Origin of the sequence: Methanosarcina sp. (assembly GCF_049706645.1) — an archaeon.
Lineage (GTDB): Archaea > Halobacteriota > Methanosarcinia > Methanosarcinales > Methanosarcinaceae > Methanosarcina.
The window spans coordinates 80,074-95,940 of sequence record NZ_JBNAKP010000008.1 but is presented as its reverse complement, the minus strand read 5'-3'; the positions used below and the strand labels follow the sequence as shown (position 1 = coordinate 95,940).

The window sequence follows — 15,867 nt, the reverse complement described above, 5'->3', positions numbered from 1 at the left end:
ATCAAGCTTTTTTGTAAAAAGCCTGGGATGAAAGCCAAACCTTTCAAGTTGATTTTGATCAAACTTTTTCAAAAAAAGTTTGAGCCAAAACCTTTTAAAGGGGAACCTCTCTCAATCTGCATGACATGTCCAGACCAGCATATCTTGGCAAAATGCTTCTGCACTGGTGCGAGGCCTGTAATGTGCCTTTACTGGGAAAACGGTGCGGATGCGGCAAAAGTACAAAAAAAGTTGAGGTCACCCCGCCTGGGGATATCCGTCCGGCTTTTGATTATGATATAAAACGCATAAACGCTGTTTCTGAAAAACAATTCAATGCGTCCCTTATACCCGAAGGGCACCTTGTAGTGCTAAATAAAGCTCCGTATGAAGACCGCATGGATGAAATCATAGTTGACGGGGAAGTGCTTGCATCTCTCAGGTTTGAAATCGAGAGCTGTGAATGGGTCCTGCTTCCCAGGCTCGAAGGGGCAAGAAGGCTTTTCCAGGGCAGGGATAGAAAAGCCCTGAAAAAATGGGTTGTTATCGAGCAGGCAGTTGTACCTTTTATTCTGGAAAAGGGAGCAAGTGTCCTGACGCCTGGCGTTCTTGATGCCGATCCCGAAATCAAAAGAGAAAACGAGGTAGTTGTGCTGAATCCTGCAGGAGAAGTAATCTGCTGCGGGCGTGCCCGAATGGCAGGAAAGGAAATGTGTGAGGAAAAACGCGGTAATGCCGTAAAACCGCGCTGGAGTGGAGAGCCAGAGCCTCAAAAAATAAATTCTGCTGGCCAGAACTGGGAAGATTCTGTGAAAGCCAACGAGAAAATCCTGGACGGCATGATAGAAAAATCCCACGCCTTCATCAAAAACGTAGCAGGGAGCATGAATATGGAGGTAAGCGTATCCTATTCAGGGGGAAAGGATAGCCTTGCCGTGCTCCAGCTTGTTGATGAGAGTCTTGATGATTATGAGATCATGTTCGCAGATACCGGACTTGAGTTTCCGGAAACCCTTGAGAACGTCAAGCAGGTTGCTGAACATTACGGGAAAACGCTCAGGACTGCGGGTGCAGGAGACTCATTCTGGGACTCGATAAGCGTTTTTGGCCCTCCTACCATGGATACCCGCTGGTGCTGCAAGATTTGCAAGCTCGGGCCAATTGCCCGGTTAATTGATGAGAACTACGAAGGAGGGTGCCTGAGTTTCATAGGGCAGCGCCAGTACGAATCTCACGCCCGCTCAATCAGCAAGAAAGTCTGGAAAAACCCCTGGGTTGGAAACCAGGTAGGAGCCTCCCCTATACAGGAATGGACAGCCCTTCATATCTGGCTTTATCTTTTCAGAACAAAAGCCCCCTACAATCCGGCTTATGAGAAAGGATATGACAGGATGGGATGCTGGCTCTGTCCGTCTTCCTCGCTTGCCGACTTCTTCCAGCTCGAAGAAAGCCATCCCGAACTTGCAAAAAAGCTCAACTCCCATCTTCTTGCCTATGCCGAAAAAATGGGTCTCTCTGCTGAGTGGGTAAAGTACGGCTTATGGCGCTACAAGCGGTATCCCCGGGTTCTCCAGACACTTGCCGAGAAGAAAGGGATTTCCCTTCTCCCGTCCCAGGAAGCTCCAAAAGAACTCCATTTTGAAGTGGCAACCGGATACAGGCCCTGCAAGGCTGGAGGAATGTCTGCAGACGGAAGTTTCGGGCAGGCAATCGACATAGAGACCATGGAAGAAAGCGGAATGCTTTCCCCGATCGGAAAGGTTTCTTTTATAGAAGGTGCTGCGTCGGTCGCCTTCGGAGAATCCAGGGCGCAGGTTTTTGCATCTGGAAATGTTAACGGGAGAAGTGACAATGAGAGAATGCTAAAAAAGCTTATGAGAGTTATTGAGTTCTCGGTAAGAAGGGCTCTACTCTGCCAGGGATGTGGAGTTTGCGTGGGGCACTGTGAACACAATGCGATTGAAATGAAAGAAAAAAAGGTAAGGATTAAAGAAAGCTGCATTCACTGCGGTGCATGTATCGAAGTCTGCCCGCTTGTTAAATTTATATAATCTTTTCAGTTGCCGCGAATTAGAACAGGAACAATTTGCAAAAAAAGGCTAAAGGAAAGAACAGATGAAGGAGATGGGGTAGTAGAAGAACTTAGAAAATCTGAAAAGAAAATAAAATGAGCCTCCGGCAAAGTCGGGCAGATCTGTCTTTGCCGGAGAAGGTGCCCTTAGCAGGGCATGGGAACTTCGGAGGATCAGGAGTATTACTCAGCATCAATAATAATTTCAAAACAACTTGCTATCTGCTTACCCCTGCGGTATGTACCCGTGAGCTTTTGACTTCCCTGGCAAGTAACCTGAATATCCCATACGTGGTACCCGCCGCTGCCAATTTTTCCCTCGTCCTCAGGAACGAACCTGTCCCTCATTACCTGCAGTCCGTTACTGGTTGCGATATCCCAGCTAAACCCGCTGACTGGGTTTTCCGGAAACTGGATGGTAAACGGTTTTTTAATCATACAATCTTCTCCTAACCGTCACTGTCTGCAGACGTCCTTTCCTATCCCAATTTACACATTCTGACAAAAATCTAAAATAAAAATAGCCACAGTTGAAAATATGGGAGTAGAAATTCAGGTCATGGATGCAATTTTGAGATATAGCTCATAGAAATATAACTCATATTATTATTACATTTCTTGTTTGATAAATTTTATGAAAAAAGAAGCTTTTTGAGGTTGACAGAAAAGAAGAAATGCAACATTAGATTCCCCGAACTGAAGCCGAAGAAGTATGAATAAGCTATTTGGAAATATAATTACTGTTAGGGGCCAACATCGTTTTGCACCTCAGATAAAGGTAAACATAAAACTTCAAAATAGGTAAACTCAATAATCGAAGAGACTTTTCTGACCCATTCTTTTCTGGAGTTCCCCTACCCTGACGCCTACACGCCTGAACTCAGTCCGACTTTCCGAAAGGAACTCGCCCAGGATTTCGCGAGCCACCTCAAGAAGGACTTCCTTTGAATAGGCCGGGTGGTTTAATGTACGGCTTTTTGTGTACATTCTGAACTTTGAATTTATGACCGTAACGGTTACAGTCCTGAAGGAAAGTCCCCTTGAATCGAGTTTTAAGATTACATCCCCTGCCAGCCTGTCAAGTAACTGAGAAATAATGTTAATGTCAAGGGTATCCTCAGGCAAGGTTGCAATCCTCCCTATCTGTTCGGAGCCTTCCCTTTCTTTGACTGGAGAATCATCGAGTCCTGCAGCAGCCTGTTTAAGCCAGATTCCCCGGGTTTTTCCGAAATTAGAAATCAGGTCGATAACGTCGTATTCAGCAAGATCTTTTATTGTGATTATGCCCATTTCCTGCAGTTTTCCTGCAGTTACGTCCCCGATCCCCCAGAGTTTGGACACATTAAGGGGCCAGAGAAAACTCTCGAGTTTGTCCGGACTTATAACTGTAATCCCGTCGGGTTTCTGTACAGAGGAAGCCATCTTGGCAATGAGCTTATTTGGGCCTATTCCCACCGAACAGGTCAGCTTCTCTTTATCCTTTATTTCATTCTTAATCCTGATTCCGGCCTCAAAGGCCAGGCTAAAATCTCCACCTGTCTTTTCAGTAATTTCCAGGAATGCTTCGTCTATGCTGATCTGCTCAAACGCATCCCCGGTCTCCCTGGCATCCGCATAACTCTTGAGAATTTCCATAACCCGGTCCGAAACCGAAGTGTAGAAATCCTTTCTGACAGGAAGAAAGACAGCTTCAGGATTCAGCTTTTTAGCCTTCGAACAGGACATACCTGCCCTGATCCCGAACTCTCGCGCAGTATAATTGCAGGTACTTACAGCCCCACTCAGTCCGCTTCTTCCGGAGAGCATGCAGACAACGACGGCTTTTCCCTGAAGTTCAGGGTTTTCCCTCTCTTCGATGGCTGCAAAAAAATAGTCCATATCCACATGGAGAACAACACGCTGCATCGAAAAAAATATGCCGGGAAGATTTGTATAATTAACTAATCCTATATACAATTAATAAAAAATCCATTTGTCAGATAATAATGCGAAGAATACACAAAGTTTAAAAATTAGAGTAATGTTCTTATAGCGAAAAATAAATGACAGGTAAAGACAATCCAAGGCATCTAAATATCAAAGAGTATTATCGCGATTTGTACCGGCGATGTGGAGAAATATTAGAATTATCTCTTGAATCGGAAGAAATCGATTTCAATCGGAGCCACAATTTTTTGTCCGATTTAGAAATATGGATGAGAGTATTATCTCTAAGACCTGAAGTTACCATTCTCCAAGCAGCTTCCCGTGAGTATCAGTTTTCCCTTTTGGCATTAGCTTTAGGTCAATATAGACAAGCATTTATGGCACTACGTCTCTTTTTGGAACTTTCTCTCACATCAGTGCATTTTTCAGCCCATGAACTTGATTTCAGGATATGGGAAAAAAAGAATGGGGATATAAAATGGAATATTTTGGTTGATAACGACAATGGAGTTTTTTCTAAACAATTCGTCGAAGTGTTCTGTGAAGATCTAGCTGATGAAGCTTTACATTATAAAACCCTTGCAACGAAAGTCTATCGTGAGTGCTCAGAATATGTGCATGGGAATTCAAACACTCATGATTCGTTACCAGAGAAGTTACAGTTTATTTCAAATGTACATTATGCTTGGCTTGATAAAGCAAAGTCTGTTCGTCAAGTAGTATCTTTTGCACTCAGTGCGAGATATCTAATGACTTTAGACAATGTAGGTAAAAATAATTTAGAGCATATTGTTTGTGACGAATTAGGACATCTAGAGTTTATTCGCCTTTTCTTCGGGAACGACACGGAGGAAAAATAATGCAGGAATTTATTTATAGAACAGAGAGTATAAAAAATGAAGAAATTCTCGATTTTTTTGTAGAAACCGAAGATAATCGGTTAATAATTGATTCTCTAAAAGAACGCAATCCTATTATATTGGTAGGAAGTCGTGGAGTAGGAAAGTCATTTCTCTTTCGTGTAGCAGAAGCAGAACTCACAAATCAATTTGAGGAGAAGCGAATACTTCCAGTATATGAATCATTCTCAAAATCCTCTTTTGTCGTTTCAAAAGATAGTGAACGATTCCAACATTGGATGCTAGCACGTTTATGTAGTAAGATTCTGAGAACTCTTAAAAAATTTGGGTTTCTCTCAAAAATATCTCCAAGTATTTCGATACTCGGTGGAGAAGATTCTTTAAATCTTGAAGAAAAGACTAAAATTGAAAAAATAGCAGAAGAGTTTGAGAACTCTTGGAAAAATCCTACTCGTGAGATTAATACTGATGCTCTCCCAACTACCGATGAATTGAAAGACATAATCGAAGATCTGTGTCTGGACCTAAATATAAATCGTTTTGTTATCTTTTTTGATGAGGCTGCACATGTATTTTTACCAGAACAGCAAAGACAATTTTTTACTCTATATAGAGACCTTAGAAGTCCCTATATAACATGCAATGCGGCTGTATATCCAGGAGTAACATATTATGGAGAATCGTTTCAACCAGAGCATGACGCGACTATGGTATCTCTTGACCGCGACATTAAGTCACCAGAATATATAAATTATATGAAAAAGATGGTTGAAAAACAAGCTGATAGCTCTATTATAAGAGATATAGGCAAAAACGAAGCAAACTTTTCTTTGCTTGCATATGCTTCTAGTGGCAATCCAAGAATATTGTTTAAGACACTTTTAAGCGCTAACAAGGTAAATAGCGCTCAAGTCAATAAAGTAATCCGTGAATATTATCGAACTAATATATGGTCTGAGCATTCAGATCTTGCTGAAAAATATAGTGGGCATAAGTTATTAGTTGATTGGGGACGCAGATTTATCGAAGAAGAGGTCCTTCCAGGCCTTAATGAAAAAAATCAAAAAAATATGAAATCAACGTGCTACTTCTGGATTCATCGAGATTCTCCCCAATTAGTAAAAGAAGCATTGCGCCTTCTAGCTTACACAGGAATAGTGCGCCAGCATTCAAAAGGAATAAAAGCTACACGTTCTGAGATTGGCACTCGTTATATGGTAAATTTAGGATGTTTATTTGCGCTCGAAGCGACACCTACTTCTACTGCTATCGAAATAGTAAAAAACCTCTCTGTTAGTAGAATGAGTGAATACGGCTTAAATCATATTTTTTATCAAGATCTTCTCAATGATGTATCTAATTTAACTGAATCTTTGGATATGTCAGAAGTACTGAGGCAGCAAATGAGTAAGTCTATTGAAGTTTTGGATATTACAGAATGGCAAAAAGAAAGATTAAAATCTATAAATATTAACACAATAGAAGAAGTTCTTAGAGCTAAAGAAGAGAAACTAAAAGAGGCGCGCTATGTAGGAGATAAGAGAGCTAGAAGAATGTATAGCGCTGCAACAACAGCAATTTATGAGTACTTATCTGGATGAAAATTATATAAATACTTTAAAATTTAATGATTCGGGATTTATGAGAAATTCTATTTATCAAGTTTCTCGAATTATTCACCGTAGATTTCTTTATCTGCATTTAATGATCTCAAATTGGGCTCTATACTATTGGATAGTTTTAAGAATAATAAGATTGAAAGGCGAAAGAGATGGAGTATTCCCATTCCGCTCTCTTTTAGCACTGCGGCTTCCCACCTGACTTTATATATACAGGTGAGAAAACCAAAGTTGCAGGCTCTTTAAACAGATTTAGGAGACATATCTGTTTTTGTCGGTTCGTATGACATATTAAGTTACGATGAGGAATTATTTAATACTTTGGCATATGAGCGTGTTACTTATTATGGAGAAACTGAATTTAGATGTTACCCCTCAAAAGAATGAATTTATTTTTGTAAGCTGATACGGAAACGTAAAAAAGTGCAAACCATAACGCATAAAAAAGATAACTTCATTAGTTGTAACACTATTTTGAAAAAAGTTAGTTTTCAGCAGTTAGACGCGATTTTCATACAGGACGTTTTCAGAATGAGCATTTCGAATTCCCCACATAATTCCGAAGAAGCAGCAACCTTCCCGAAAGAAAACGCAGGCATGAGGAGCCATAAATCCGAAGCCGGTTCCGAAAAATCGGGCCAGGCTCCTGAAAGAAGCGGCGTTCCTGTACTGGAGGTCAGAGATCTCTGCCATAGATATCCTCATCTTGATTCAAACGCCCTGGATAAAATCAACCTCAAGGTGTTCAAAGGAGAGAGAGTGGCAGTGCTTGGGGCTAATGGAGCAGGAAAATCAACTTTATTTAAACACCTTAACGGAATCCTCCGCCCTCTTTCAGGGGAAGTCCTGGTAAAGGGGGAAAAAGTAAGTAAAAAGAATGTCCGGGCCTGCAGGGAAACCGTAGGAATCGTCTTCCAGGATCCTGATGACCAGGTGCTTGCTCCGAGTGTTGAAGAAGATATCGCTTTCGGGCCTATTAATATGGGTCTATCCAGAAAAGAGGTCGAAACAAGAGTCAAAGAAGCCCTTGAGATGGTCGGACTCACAGGTTTTGAAGAAAGAGCCCCGCATCATCTAAGCGGAGGGCAGAAAAAACTTGTGGCAATTGCAGGCATCCTTGCCATGCGCCCTGAAGTCATAGTCCTTGACGAACCAACAGCCGGTCTTGATCCTCTCAGTTCTGCCCGCGTTCTTGAACTGATTATGAAGATGAACAGGGACCTTGGAATCACCCTGCTCCTTTCTACACATGATGTGGATGTTGTTCCTTATTTTGCGGAAAGGGTTTTTGTCCTCCACCATGGGAAACTTGAAGCCGATGGAAGCCCGGATGAGATCTTCAGCGATCCCGACCTCCTCAGGAAAGCCCATTTAAGACTTCCGAGGGTAGCTGAAGTGTTCGAGATGCTCCAGCAGGAAGGACTCGAGGTCAATATACAGATAACAGCCGAAAAAGCCAGAGATGAAGTATTGCGGCTCATAAGCTCCGGACAGCAAAAGGCAGGGATGAAGTGACAGCCAGAGAAAAATCTTCTGCACAGGAGAACTTTTAATGGTAACGCTCACGGACATTGAACGTGAATCCTATAAAAACAGTCCATTACACAGGCTTGACCCCAGGATAAAGTTGCTTTTTGCGCTTGCGATAATCATTTATGTAGTTAGCCTACCCCGGATTCACGAAAAAAATATGTTCCGCCTTCTTGCCATAGAAGTCTATTTGATGTTCCTTGTGCTTGCCGCAGGGCTGGATTTAAAATATTTTTTCCTTCGCATTCTTGCGATTTTACCATTCGGGCTCGGAATTGCCCTTATCCAGCCATTCCTAAGACCTTCCTTTATAGAAAGTTATACTCCATACCCTCTTGACCTGCCTTTCGGACTCGGTATAACTTATGAGGGACTTGCCTTTGGAAGTACGCTGCTTGCGAAATTTTTGGTCTGCATAACAGCTGTCGTCCTGTTATCTTCCACTACGCGGCTGAGAGATATGGTTGCAGCAGCAGACAGGATAGGCATCCCAAGGGAATTTACTCTGCTCCTGAGCATGATGGTACGTTATCTCTTTCTGTTCTGGGCCGTCCTCAAAAGGATAAGGATCGCACAGCAGACCAGGCTCTTTGATATCTGGAACAAAAACGTGCCAAGAAGATGGGTCATCGAGCAGGTAGGAAACAGTATGAGCGCAATTTTCATACGCTCCTACGAGCAAGGAGAAAGGACCTATATAAGCATGCTTTGCAGAGGCTACGGAAGTGGATACGAAAAGGCGTATTACAGAACAAAAATCAGAACTCAGGACGTCTTTTTTCTGCTCCTGAGTGCAGGCTGCATATTATTCATCCATCTTTATGTTTAAGACTGCTTCCATTGTTTCCTTAACTCTTCTGAGAACTGAGTATTAATGGCTACAGGTTTAATGGCTACAAGTTAATAGCTACAGGTTTTTGAAAACCACTTATGCAGTCTCAGAAGTTTTTATCTCTAATACAAAAAATGGAAAAGAGAGTTGTTAACAATGGGAAAATAAATGTCCGCATTTTTTGTATAGCTTATCCAGCGTAGCAGGAACTTATTCTAACTTTTTCTGTCCCGATATCAGAAAGATCGAATTGTTTCCAAGAATTCTTTGTGGGAGTGATTGCCTGTTTTTTTTAAATTTCTGTACCTCAAGAAGAGGATTGACTGAAGTATTTACAAATCCGGTTTCTGAAAAGAGGAGGGAGGCATTTTCAGGACTTATTTTCTCATAGAGAGGTAGAGAACTCCGAATTGGCCCATAATGATGTTTGAAGATCGAAGCGTTCGAGTTCTTTTTCACAAACTTCTCTGTCCACTCAGAGAGTGTTCTTTTAACGCGTCTGCTTGGTCGGGGATCAAACCAATCTCCATCTATGGCAAAAACCATTCCTCCCGGTTTAAGAACGCGCTTCCATTCCCTGACAGCAAAGGAAGGCTGCTGAAGAGTCCAGAGCAGGAATTTATTCGTGACCAGATCGAAAGAACCGTCTTCAAAAGGCAGGTTTTCCGCATCCCCATGGAAAAAATCAATCTCAAGGCCCATATTGTCTGCGTTATGCTTCGCTTTCTCGAGCATGCCTGCGGAAAGATCTATGCCTGTTACGTTATGACCCATCTCAGCAAAGAGAAGGGCGAGAAAACCAGCACCTGTGCCTACGTCCAGTATTTTCAAACGCTTACCTGAAGGCAGAGAATTTTCAAATATTTGTCCCCAGACCATGCGTTCTTCTTCATCAAAACCATTTACCCCATTTGTGTATGTGGAAGACCGTATGTTCCAGTAACTGGTAATAACTTTCTTGCAGTCTATACAAACTCCTCCAAAGTTTCCAAAAAAGAATCGTATCTATCTTTATTTTTCATAATCTTTGCTCTTTGATTTCTCAGGTCTCCTTTATATAGGAAAACTTTCCAGAACCACTAAAATAATAATCTTTCACCTGCTGAGTACAATTCAGCGGGAAATTTACCGACTATCACCCAAAAGTTAATCAGGATTACAAATTTGATGTAAATTTGAAGTCAATTTTCATGCATGTCAGGATTTGACTCTATCAAATTTGACATCTTTTAGTGTCAGTTTCTTTAAGACAAAAGGTTTTGATTTAAGACCCTTTATTTTCAGGTTTCTTATGCGCGTATTTTTTAATCTAATAACTTTTGTTCTCGCAATTTCTTCAGGCATATTTTACTCCTTTCCTTGCCAGACAGGATTTTCTCAATTTCTGGCTCATACTAGGTATTGTTTTCTTAAAATAAATTATTTCCTATTCGTTATTAATCTGCATACAAACTGATAAATATATTCATAAAAATAACACAAAAACACAATTTAATGATGTTAAATCAGGTGAACAGTTAGTATCAAGAAAATAGAAATATCCCAATAAATCTGCGTAAGTTAGTTTGAGATTAAAAAGTTTAAGTTCTCCGGTTCCTGTAATCCACAGGGTTCTAAAAGATCTAAAGCAATTGAGCAACAAAAGAAAGCAAATTTCAGCGTAAAATCTGCAAAAAGATATTGAAAAAGCTATTACTAGAAGAGGAAATAAGTGAAGGAAACTACAGGAATTTCCTGAGGTTAGGGTTGAGAAACAAGTTAGATTATGGTTCTCACATAAATTATTTACAACTATTTACTTTTTTCAAAGGATCTCAATTTCTTTGTTACCCAGTATATTAATACTAATTTTTATTTTAGTACGACAAAGTATTTATTATTTAACTTATTTTATTATTAATTAATACTAAAATAGAATTTAGTATTACTACTAACTTAATAATATGGGGAGGATAGGATCATGAGGGACAGATTTATGATGCAGGGAATAAGAGCAAAAAAAGTTTCACCAGGGGAAAAAAACAGTTTGCTGGTACACAGAGCGTGGGGCAAGTTATTCCCTGCATCTTCACTGGCTCCTTCACCGGTCCCTTCTATTGTCCAGTGCTCTCCTCCTGTTTTTTATCCTGTTTCTTATCCTGTTTCTTATCCTGCTTTTTCTCCTGTTTCTGACTTCTCGTTCTTTCCTCCAGGGCTTCTTTATCTTGACCTGAACATTTATCGGGAACCCGTGATAAAAGCTCTCATCAAAGAACAAAGCGAAGATCTGTACCGGTTAATAAAAAGGGTCCACTTTGACGGAAAATATTATCGGGTGAAATGTGTGCATTCCGGAGAATGGGAACACTGCTGGGATCTGGCGGTCAGTGTGCAATTTTTCGGAATGATGCAGGGGCTAGCCTTCGAGCCGGAGAAGATCGTTTCCAGAAAAGACAGGAAAATCATATATAGATCCCTTGTCCTGGTAAATCCGTATGAGTTGTAGGAAAGGGAGCTGGTCGAAAGGTTATGGAACCTTCAGGATAGAATTGAGTTCCTCATAGCAAAAATCCTCTTTCACGAGTGCATCCATATCCTTATTTTCCTCGGGAAAACTCTACCCTCAGGTTTTGGGCAGACGGATATTTTCCTTGAATTCAGAGAGATGCTTAAGTTTGCAAACTCGGAGAAACTGTGCCCCGAAAGCTGTGGCGTCCAGTCTCATCTCCGGAATCTGGTTGGCCTTGCCCCAGACTTTCCCGAGAGTTCCGAAAAAAAGCTGAATCAGGTTCCTGAGCTTTATGAATTCCTGATCCACGAAAAATACAGCATCAAAAAAACCGATCTGGCTTTCGGCCTTTCCTGGAGCAACAGAAAAGTTTCCCTGAACTATGCGAAAATCGCAGCTTTGAAAATGGGCTCCTGTCCGGAATCCAGTAAAAAACTCTGGAAGAATGAAGTTAACAGGTTACGCAAGGATTTGAAAGAACTATATGACAGGATCGATAGTAGTCAGGGTACAAACGTGAGATAAATTGAAAAATATCCTTGAAAGGCTTGAACCCTGTGGTGCCATAACAGGTTTAAATTTATCTTAATGCGCTTTATTCAGCTAAATGTGTCTTCTAAGTAACTTGCATGAAGAAAGTAACCTGCATGAAGAAAAATTGAAAAATGCATATAGATGAAAATAAATAAGATGAAGTGCGCAGGTATTTTTAGAAATAATGAGAGAACGATCAAGAAATCGTAAGTTAAAATCTATAAATTAATACTAGTTGGCCTTATAAGAATATATATTCGATTTAGTTGTAGAAAATAGAATACTTAATCGGACTTGTACAAAAAATTGTCAAAAAAAGTAATACCAAAATGTATTTATGTAATACTGAGTTATCTAATTTATATTAAAATCTTTCACGATATTCATATGGGAATGCATATCGTGAACAGTCATAAGGGATTATAGGTCAGCTTTCACTAACATTAATAGTCGGCAAACTTTGACTTTTTGGGTATTTTTACCTTATTAAAAGGGACACTTTAAGAAATTATTGGCTTATATCAAAGTCAAATAAGAGAATAAGAAATCGGATGTAAGAGAGGGAAATAAGAATGCATATACCTGATTCTTTTATACCTTTAACCCAGGCATTGGTTTATTGGGTAATTGCCCTCCCATTTATAATAATGTCAATGAAATGGGCAAAAAATGAACTTGACGAAATGAAAGTACCTGTTCTTGCCGCCCTTGCAGCAGGAATCTTTGCAATCCAGGCCATGAACATTCCTATCGGAATGGGGACAAGCGGGCACATGGTAGGAGCAGCCCTTGTTGCTATCGTCTTCGGAAGCCCCTGGGCTGGAGTCCTGGTACTTACTCTGGTGCTACTTGTACAGGGATTCGCCTTTGGTGACGGCGGGATCACTACAATGGGAGCAAACATTCTGAATATGGGCATCGTTTCCGGGTTTGTTGGATATTATACCTATGCTGCCCTTCGCAAGAGTACAGGCACAAGCATTGCAGCCTTCGGAGGTGCCTGGTTCGGCCTGTTTATCTCGTCAATGGTCTGTGCAGTTCAGATGTGGATTGCAGGTACTTTCCCACTGGTTCCAGGTCTCATTACCATGGGCACCTATCACCTGATAATTGGCTTCATAGGTGAAGGGCTTATCACCTCAGTTGCGATCACAGCTATTGCAAAATCCCGCCCTGACCTTCTTGAGGATAATTTCATTGCCAGATCGGATAAGTACACAAAGGAGGCTCACGCATGAGCAGAAACTCGAATATGAAATTCCTTTATACGGGAATTGCAATTGCGCTTTTGCTTTCTGTTCTGGCCCCTTTCCTTGCATCTCCTGACCCCGACGGACTTGAAAGCGCTGCTTCAGGCGTGATCGAGGAGTCCAGATTATCCGACCTTGAGGAACAGGAACCAGTTTTAAGTTCTCCAATGGCTGATTATTCGATTGAGGGTATGGGCAAAAGCGGAGAAGTAGCAGCAATAGCAGTTGGAACGCTTGCAGTGCTGGCAATCAGTTTTGGGTTTGGAAAAGTGTTTAAAAAGAAAGCCTGACTTTTCAATGCTCTCATAAATAATACCGGGTCATAAATATTACACTCGAAGGGCAGAGCTGGTTCACAACGCAGGATGGGCATTTTGGCTTTTTTGCCTGGCAGACTTTCCTCCCATGATAAATCAGGGTCATGGAGATCGAATCAAGGTCTTCCTTTCGAGCAAGCGAAATAAGATCCTTTTCAATTTTAACAGGATCGGAATTCTTAGTGAATCCCAGCCTTCTTGAAACCCTTTTTACATGGGTATCCACAGCAACTCCCTCAGCTATTCCAAATGCCCTGGCAAGCACTATATTAGCTGTTTTTCTTCCTACTCCCGGCAAACTGATCAGTTCTTCCATAGTGCTCGGAACTTCTCCGTTGTATTTCTCAACAATAATCTGCGCAGCAGCTTTGATGTTCTTCGCCTTGGTTTTGTAAAAGCCTGTGGAATAAAGATCATTTTCAAGCTCCCTGAGGTCTGCAATGGCATAGTCTTCTACAGTCCTGTACTTTTTGAACAGTTTTTCAGTCACTTTATTGATCTGGACATCGGTTGACTGGGCTGAAAGCACGGTTGCCACAAGAAGTTCAAGGGGATTGCCGTAATTAAGAGAGGGTTTTACATCAGGATACTCTTCCTTTAGAAGAGTCCAGATCCGGTCGAAATTCTGTGTATTGTCAGGGATGTCGTATTCGGAAACAAAATCCTGCATATAAGGTTTTTCTGGCTTTCTTTCAGGCATAATAACTCCATTTTCGAATTTGTTATGGGTGTCAGTCAGGAATGATATGTTTGCAGAGACCGGATTTTCTTGAGTAAACTCCAGACAAGTTTGAGTGCCTGTATCCGGTCCTGCAAGTTACAGCATATAGGGAATATCCGAACACACCGTAGGATAGGTAAAGATTACTTTCTTTATGTCCGATACGCTGAGGTTAAGCCTTATTGCCATAGCGAAAATATTTATAGCTTCTTCAGCATTCGGGCCAAGTATATGAGCTCCCATTATGCGGTCGCCGGCTTCGTCAAGAACCACTTTTGAAGCCGCGAACTCGGTCCCGGCCCTGCGGGTTGTATTCCAGCTGCGTCGGTCCCGAAAGATTACCCTGTACTTATTGCTGTCCTTAGAGGCATTGACTCCTACCGAAGCCAGGACAGGAATGGTAAAAACCGCACTGGGGATACCGGTGTAATCAACTTCTGCGCCGTCTCCATCCAGAATGTTAGAAGCAACAACTTTTCCCTGAAGGGTTGCTACGGGAGTGAGCTGCATGCCGCCAGCCACACAATCTCCTCCGGCGTAAATATGCGGGTTTGAAGTCTGCATGTGTTTGTCAACTATAATACCTTTTTTTTCAGCCTTAACGCCTGCATTTTCAAGTTTCAGGTCTTCGATATCAGGAACCCTCCCGGCCCCGTTCACAACCATGTCCGCATGAAAAGTCCGGGTTTCTGACCCTGTCCCGGTTTTAAACTCAGTTCTGACCAGAAAGCCGTGGTTTTCTTTTTCTACAGCTACTACCGGGTTGTTTGTAAGGATTTTAATGCCTGCGGTTTCTGAGGCTTTTACAAGCAGATCGACCATATCGGGATCGAAAGGCCCGAGCGGTTTTTCACTCCTGTGCAGGATTAAGACTTCAGGCCCTGCCCTTCTCGCAATATGTGCAAACTCAAAAGAAATGTAGCCGCCCCCGAGAAAAATAATCTTTTGAGGGAGCTTTTCAGTTTCCATGAAACCCTCACTTGTTGTAAGGTATTCTTCGCCAGGTATGCCCAGTCTCCTGGGCTTTGAGCCCGTGGCAATGAAAATATATTCTCCTTTAAGTCGGTCTTCTCCTACAACGACTGTATTTTCATCGGCGAAATAGGCTCTCCCATGATACATATCAATTCCCAGATCCGTAAACATTTTTTCAGCTTCAAGGGGATAACCTTCAGTAAAAGTTCTCTTGAATTCGATAAGTGAAGGCCAGTCGACCTCTAAAGGGTCTTTTGTCCCTGCACCTTTTCCTATCAGCCTGTTATTCCAGTCCGTAGCTTCAGATGCACTTGCAAGCACCTTTTTTGGATCGCAGCCCCTGAGAGGGCAGGTCCCTCCATACTCCCTTGAGTCAATAATAGCAAATTTCAATCCTGATGATCGTGCCCTGCCTGCAAGAGTCCTGCCCGCAGTACCCGTCCCGATAATTATAATATCATATTTCCTTTCCATTCAACTCCCCAGCCCTTTGAGATTATTTCCGGAAATGGATTAAAAAGAGATTTAAAAGCCATATTTTATATGCATTTCCTATCCATTCTGATTTCAAAGAATAAGTATTTCACCTGAATTCCGGTTCCAGATAAGAAATATTTCACCTTAATATTTTCCTGAAAGAAGCTAATCATGGTATAATTTCAAGGAGTTATGCATACAAAGTACCAAAAACTTAAAGAACTATACCCCCAGAAGAGTTCTGGCAGCACCTTGATGGAGATACCGGGTTTGCAGAATTGAAGTCCG

The 15,867-nt window shown here is 41.6% G+C and carries 14 protein-coding genes; 9 read left to right on the top strand and 5 right to left on the bottom strand.

The window, feature by feature from the left end; translation table 11 throughout:
* The first annotated feature begins 125 nt into the window (after positions 1 to 125).
* Positions 126 to 2,030: a phosphoadenosine phosphosulfate reductase family protein gene (locus ACPK8D_RS03290; RefSeq protein ID WP_424716416.1), complete on the top strand. Its 1,905-nt coding sequence runs from the start codon at positions 126 to 128 to the stop codon at positions 2,028 to 2,030.
* Between the two features lie 203 nt (positions 2,031 to 2,233).
* Here ACPK8D_RS03290 and ACPK8D_RS03285 read toward each other — a convergent pair whose 3' ends face one another.
* Together ACPK8D_RS03285 and dinB are read right to left on the bottom strand one after the other, a co-directional pair.
* The gene (locus ACPK8D_RS03285; RefSeq protein WP_424716415.1) at positions 2,234 to 2,488 is read right to left on the bottom strand and encodes a protease inhibitor I42 family protein; all 255 of its coding nucleotides are present in this window, start codon (positions 2,486 to 2,488) and stop codon (positions 2,234 to 2,236) included.
* A gap of 369 nt (positions 2,489 to 2,857) precedes the next feature.
* Positions 2,858 to 3,955 (bottom strand): DNA polymerase IV, encoded by a 1,098-nt coding sequence (gene dinB / locus ACPK8D_RS03280; RefSeq protein ID WP_424716414.1) that lies wholly within the window; start codon positions 3,953 to 3,955, stop codon positions 2,858 to 2,860.
* Positions 3,956 to 4,092: 137 nt separating this feature from the next.
* Here dinB and ACPK8D_RS03275 point away from each other — a divergent pair, with 137 nt between their 5' ends.
* The 4 genes from ACPK8D_RS03275 to cbiQ all read left to right on the top strand — a co-directional run bounded on the left by ACPK8D_RS03275 (position 4,093) and on the right by cbiQ (position 8,814).
* Positions 4,093 to 4,836, top strand: a complete 744-nt coding sequence (locus ACPK8D_RS03275; protein WP_424716413.1) for a hypothetical protein — start codon at positions 4,093 to 4,095, stop codon at positions 4,834 to 4,836.
* The gene (locus tag ACPK8D_RS03270) at positions 4,836 to 6,437 is read left to right on the top strand and encodes a helix-hairpin-helix domain-containing protein (RefSeq protein ID WP_424716412.1); all 1,602 of its coding nucleotides are present in this window, start codon (positions 4,836 to 4,838) and stop codon (positions 6,435 to 6,437) included. The genes ACPK8D_RS03275 and ACPK8D_RS03270 overlap by 1 nt, the downstream gene beginning before the upstream one ends.
* Positions 6,438 to 6,929: 492 nt before the next feature.
* Positions 6,930 to 7,970: an ATP-binding cassette domain-containing protein gene (locus ACPK8D_RS03265; protein ID WP_424716411.1), complete on the top strand. Its 1,041-nt coding sequence runs from the start codon at positions 6,930 to 6,932 to the stop codon at positions 7,968 to 7,970.
* A gap of 37 nt (positions 7,971 to 8,007) precedes the next feature.
* On the top strand, positions 8,008 to 8,814 hold the full coding sequence (gene cbiQ, locus ACPK8D_RS03260) for a cobalt ECF transporter T component CbiQ (RefSeq protein ID WP_424716410.1): 807 nt from the start codon (positions 8,008 to 8,010) through the stop codon (positions 8,812 to 8,814).
* Between the two features lie 213 nt (positions 8,815 to 9,027).
* On the opposite strand, the gene ACPK8D_RS03255 is transcribed toward cbiQ, so the two are convergent.
* Positions 9,028 to 9,696, bottom strand: coding sequence for a class I SAM-dependent methyltransferase (locus tag ACPK8D_RS03255; RefSeq protein ID WP_424716409.1), 669 nt, complete (start codon positions 9,694 to 9,696; stop codon positions 9,028 to 9,030).
* Between the two features lie 1,081 nt (positions 9,697 to 10,777).
* On the opposite strand from ACPK8D_RS03255, the gene ACPK8D_RS03250 reads away from it, so the two are divergent.
* The 4 genes from ACPK8D_RS03250 (at position 10,778) to ACPK8D_RS03235 (ending at position 13,379) form a co-directional block, all read left to right on the top strand.
* Positions 10,778 to 11,302, top strand: a complete 525-nt coding sequence (locus ACPK8D_RS03250) for a hypothetical protein (protein WP_424716408.1) — start codon at positions 10,778 to 10,780, stop codon at positions 11,300 to 11,302.
* Positions 11,303 to 11,461: 159 nt separating this feature from the next.
* A complete protein-coding gene (locus ACPK8D_RS03245; protein ID WP_424716407.1) occupies positions 11,462 to 11,830 on the top strand; it encodes a hypothetical protein in 369 nt (122 codons plus the stop codon).
* A gap of 581 nt (positions 11,831 to 12,411) precedes the next feature.
* Positions 12,412 to 13,077, top strand: a complete 666-nt coding sequence (gene cbiM, locus ACPK8D_RS03240; protein ID WP_424716406.1) for a cobalt transporter CbiM — start codon at positions 12,412 to 12,414, stop codon at positions 13,075 to 13,077.
* Positions 13,074 to 13,379, top strand: coding sequence for a PDGLE domain-containing protein (locus ACPK8D_RS03235; protein WP_424716405.1), 306 nt, complete (start codon positions 13,074 to 13,076; stop codon positions 13,377 to 13,379). Before cbiM ends, ACPK8D_RS03235 begins: the two co-directional genes overlap by 4 nt.
* A gap of 13 nt (positions 13,380 to 13,392) precedes the next feature.
* On the opposite strand, the gene nth is transcribed toward ACPK8D_RS03235, so the two are convergent.
* Both nth and ACPK8D_RS03225 read right to left on the bottom strand, forming a co-directional pair.
* A complete protein-coding gene (gene nth, locus ACPK8D_RS03230) occupies positions 13,393 to 14,106 on the bottom strand; it encodes an endonuclease III (RefSeq protein ID WP_424716404.1) in 714 nt (237 codons plus the stop codon).
* Between the two features lie 117 nt (positions 14,107 to 14,223).
* Positions 14,224 to 15,576, bottom strand: a complete 1,353-nt coding sequence (locus tag ACPK8D_RS03225; RefSeq protein ID WP_424716403.1) for a dihydrolipoyl dehydrogenase family protein — start codon at positions 15,574 to 15,576, stop codon at positions 14,224 to 14,226.
* Positions 15,577 to 15,867 lie beyond the last annotated feature (291 nt).

Coding starts and splice junctions, on each gene's coding strand:
- ACPK8D_RS03290 (WP_424716416.1), top strand. CDS start 126: ATGTCCAGACCAGCATATCTTGGCAAAATGCTTCTGCACTGGTGCGAG.
- ACPK8D_RS03285 (WP_424716415.1), bottom strand. CDS start 2,488: ATGATTAAAAAACCGTTTACCATCCAGTTTCCGGAAAACCCAGTCAGC.
- dinB (WP_424716414.1), bottom strand. CDS start 3,955: ATGCAGCGTGTTGTTCTCCATGTGGATATGGACTATTTTTTTGCAGCC.
- ACPK8D_RS03275 (WP_424716413.1), top strand. CDS start 4,093: ATGACAGGTAAAGACAATCCAAGGCATCTAAATATCAAAGAGTATTAT.
- ACPK8D_RS03270 (WP_424716412.1), top strand. CDS start 4,836: ATGCAGGAATTTATTTATAGAACAGAGAGTATAAAAAATGAAGAAATT.
- cbiQ (WP_424716410.1), top strand. CDS start 8,008: ATGGTAACGCTCACGGACATTGAACGTGAATCCTATAAAAACAGTCCA.
- ACPK8D_RS03255 (WP_424716409.1), bottom strand. CDS start 9,696: ATGGTCTGGGGACAAATATTTGAAAATTCTCTGCCTTCAGGTAAGCGT.
- ACPK8D_RS03250 (WP_424716408.1), top strand. CDS start 10,778: ATGAGGGACAGATTTATGATGCAGGGAATAAGAGCAAAAAAAGTTTCA.
- ACPK8D_RS03245 (WP_424716407.1), top strand. CDS start 11,462: ATGCTTAAGTTTGCAAACTCGGAGAAACTGTGCCCCGAAAGCTGTGGC.
- cbiM (WP_424716406.1), top strand. CDS start 12,412: ATGCATATACCTGATTCTTTTATACCTTTAACCCAGGCATTGGTTTAT.
- ACPK8D_RS03235 (WP_424716405.1), top strand. CDS start 13,074: ATGAGCAGAAACTCGAATATGAAATTCCTTTATACGGGAATTGCAATT.
- nth (WP_424716404.1), bottom strand. CDS start 14,106: ATGCCTGAAAGAAAGCCAGAAAAACCTTATATGCAGGATTTTGTTTCC.
- ACPK8D_RS03225 (WP_424716403.1), bottom strand. CDS start 15,576: ATGGAAAGGAAATATGATATTATAATTATCGGGACGGGTACTGCGGGC.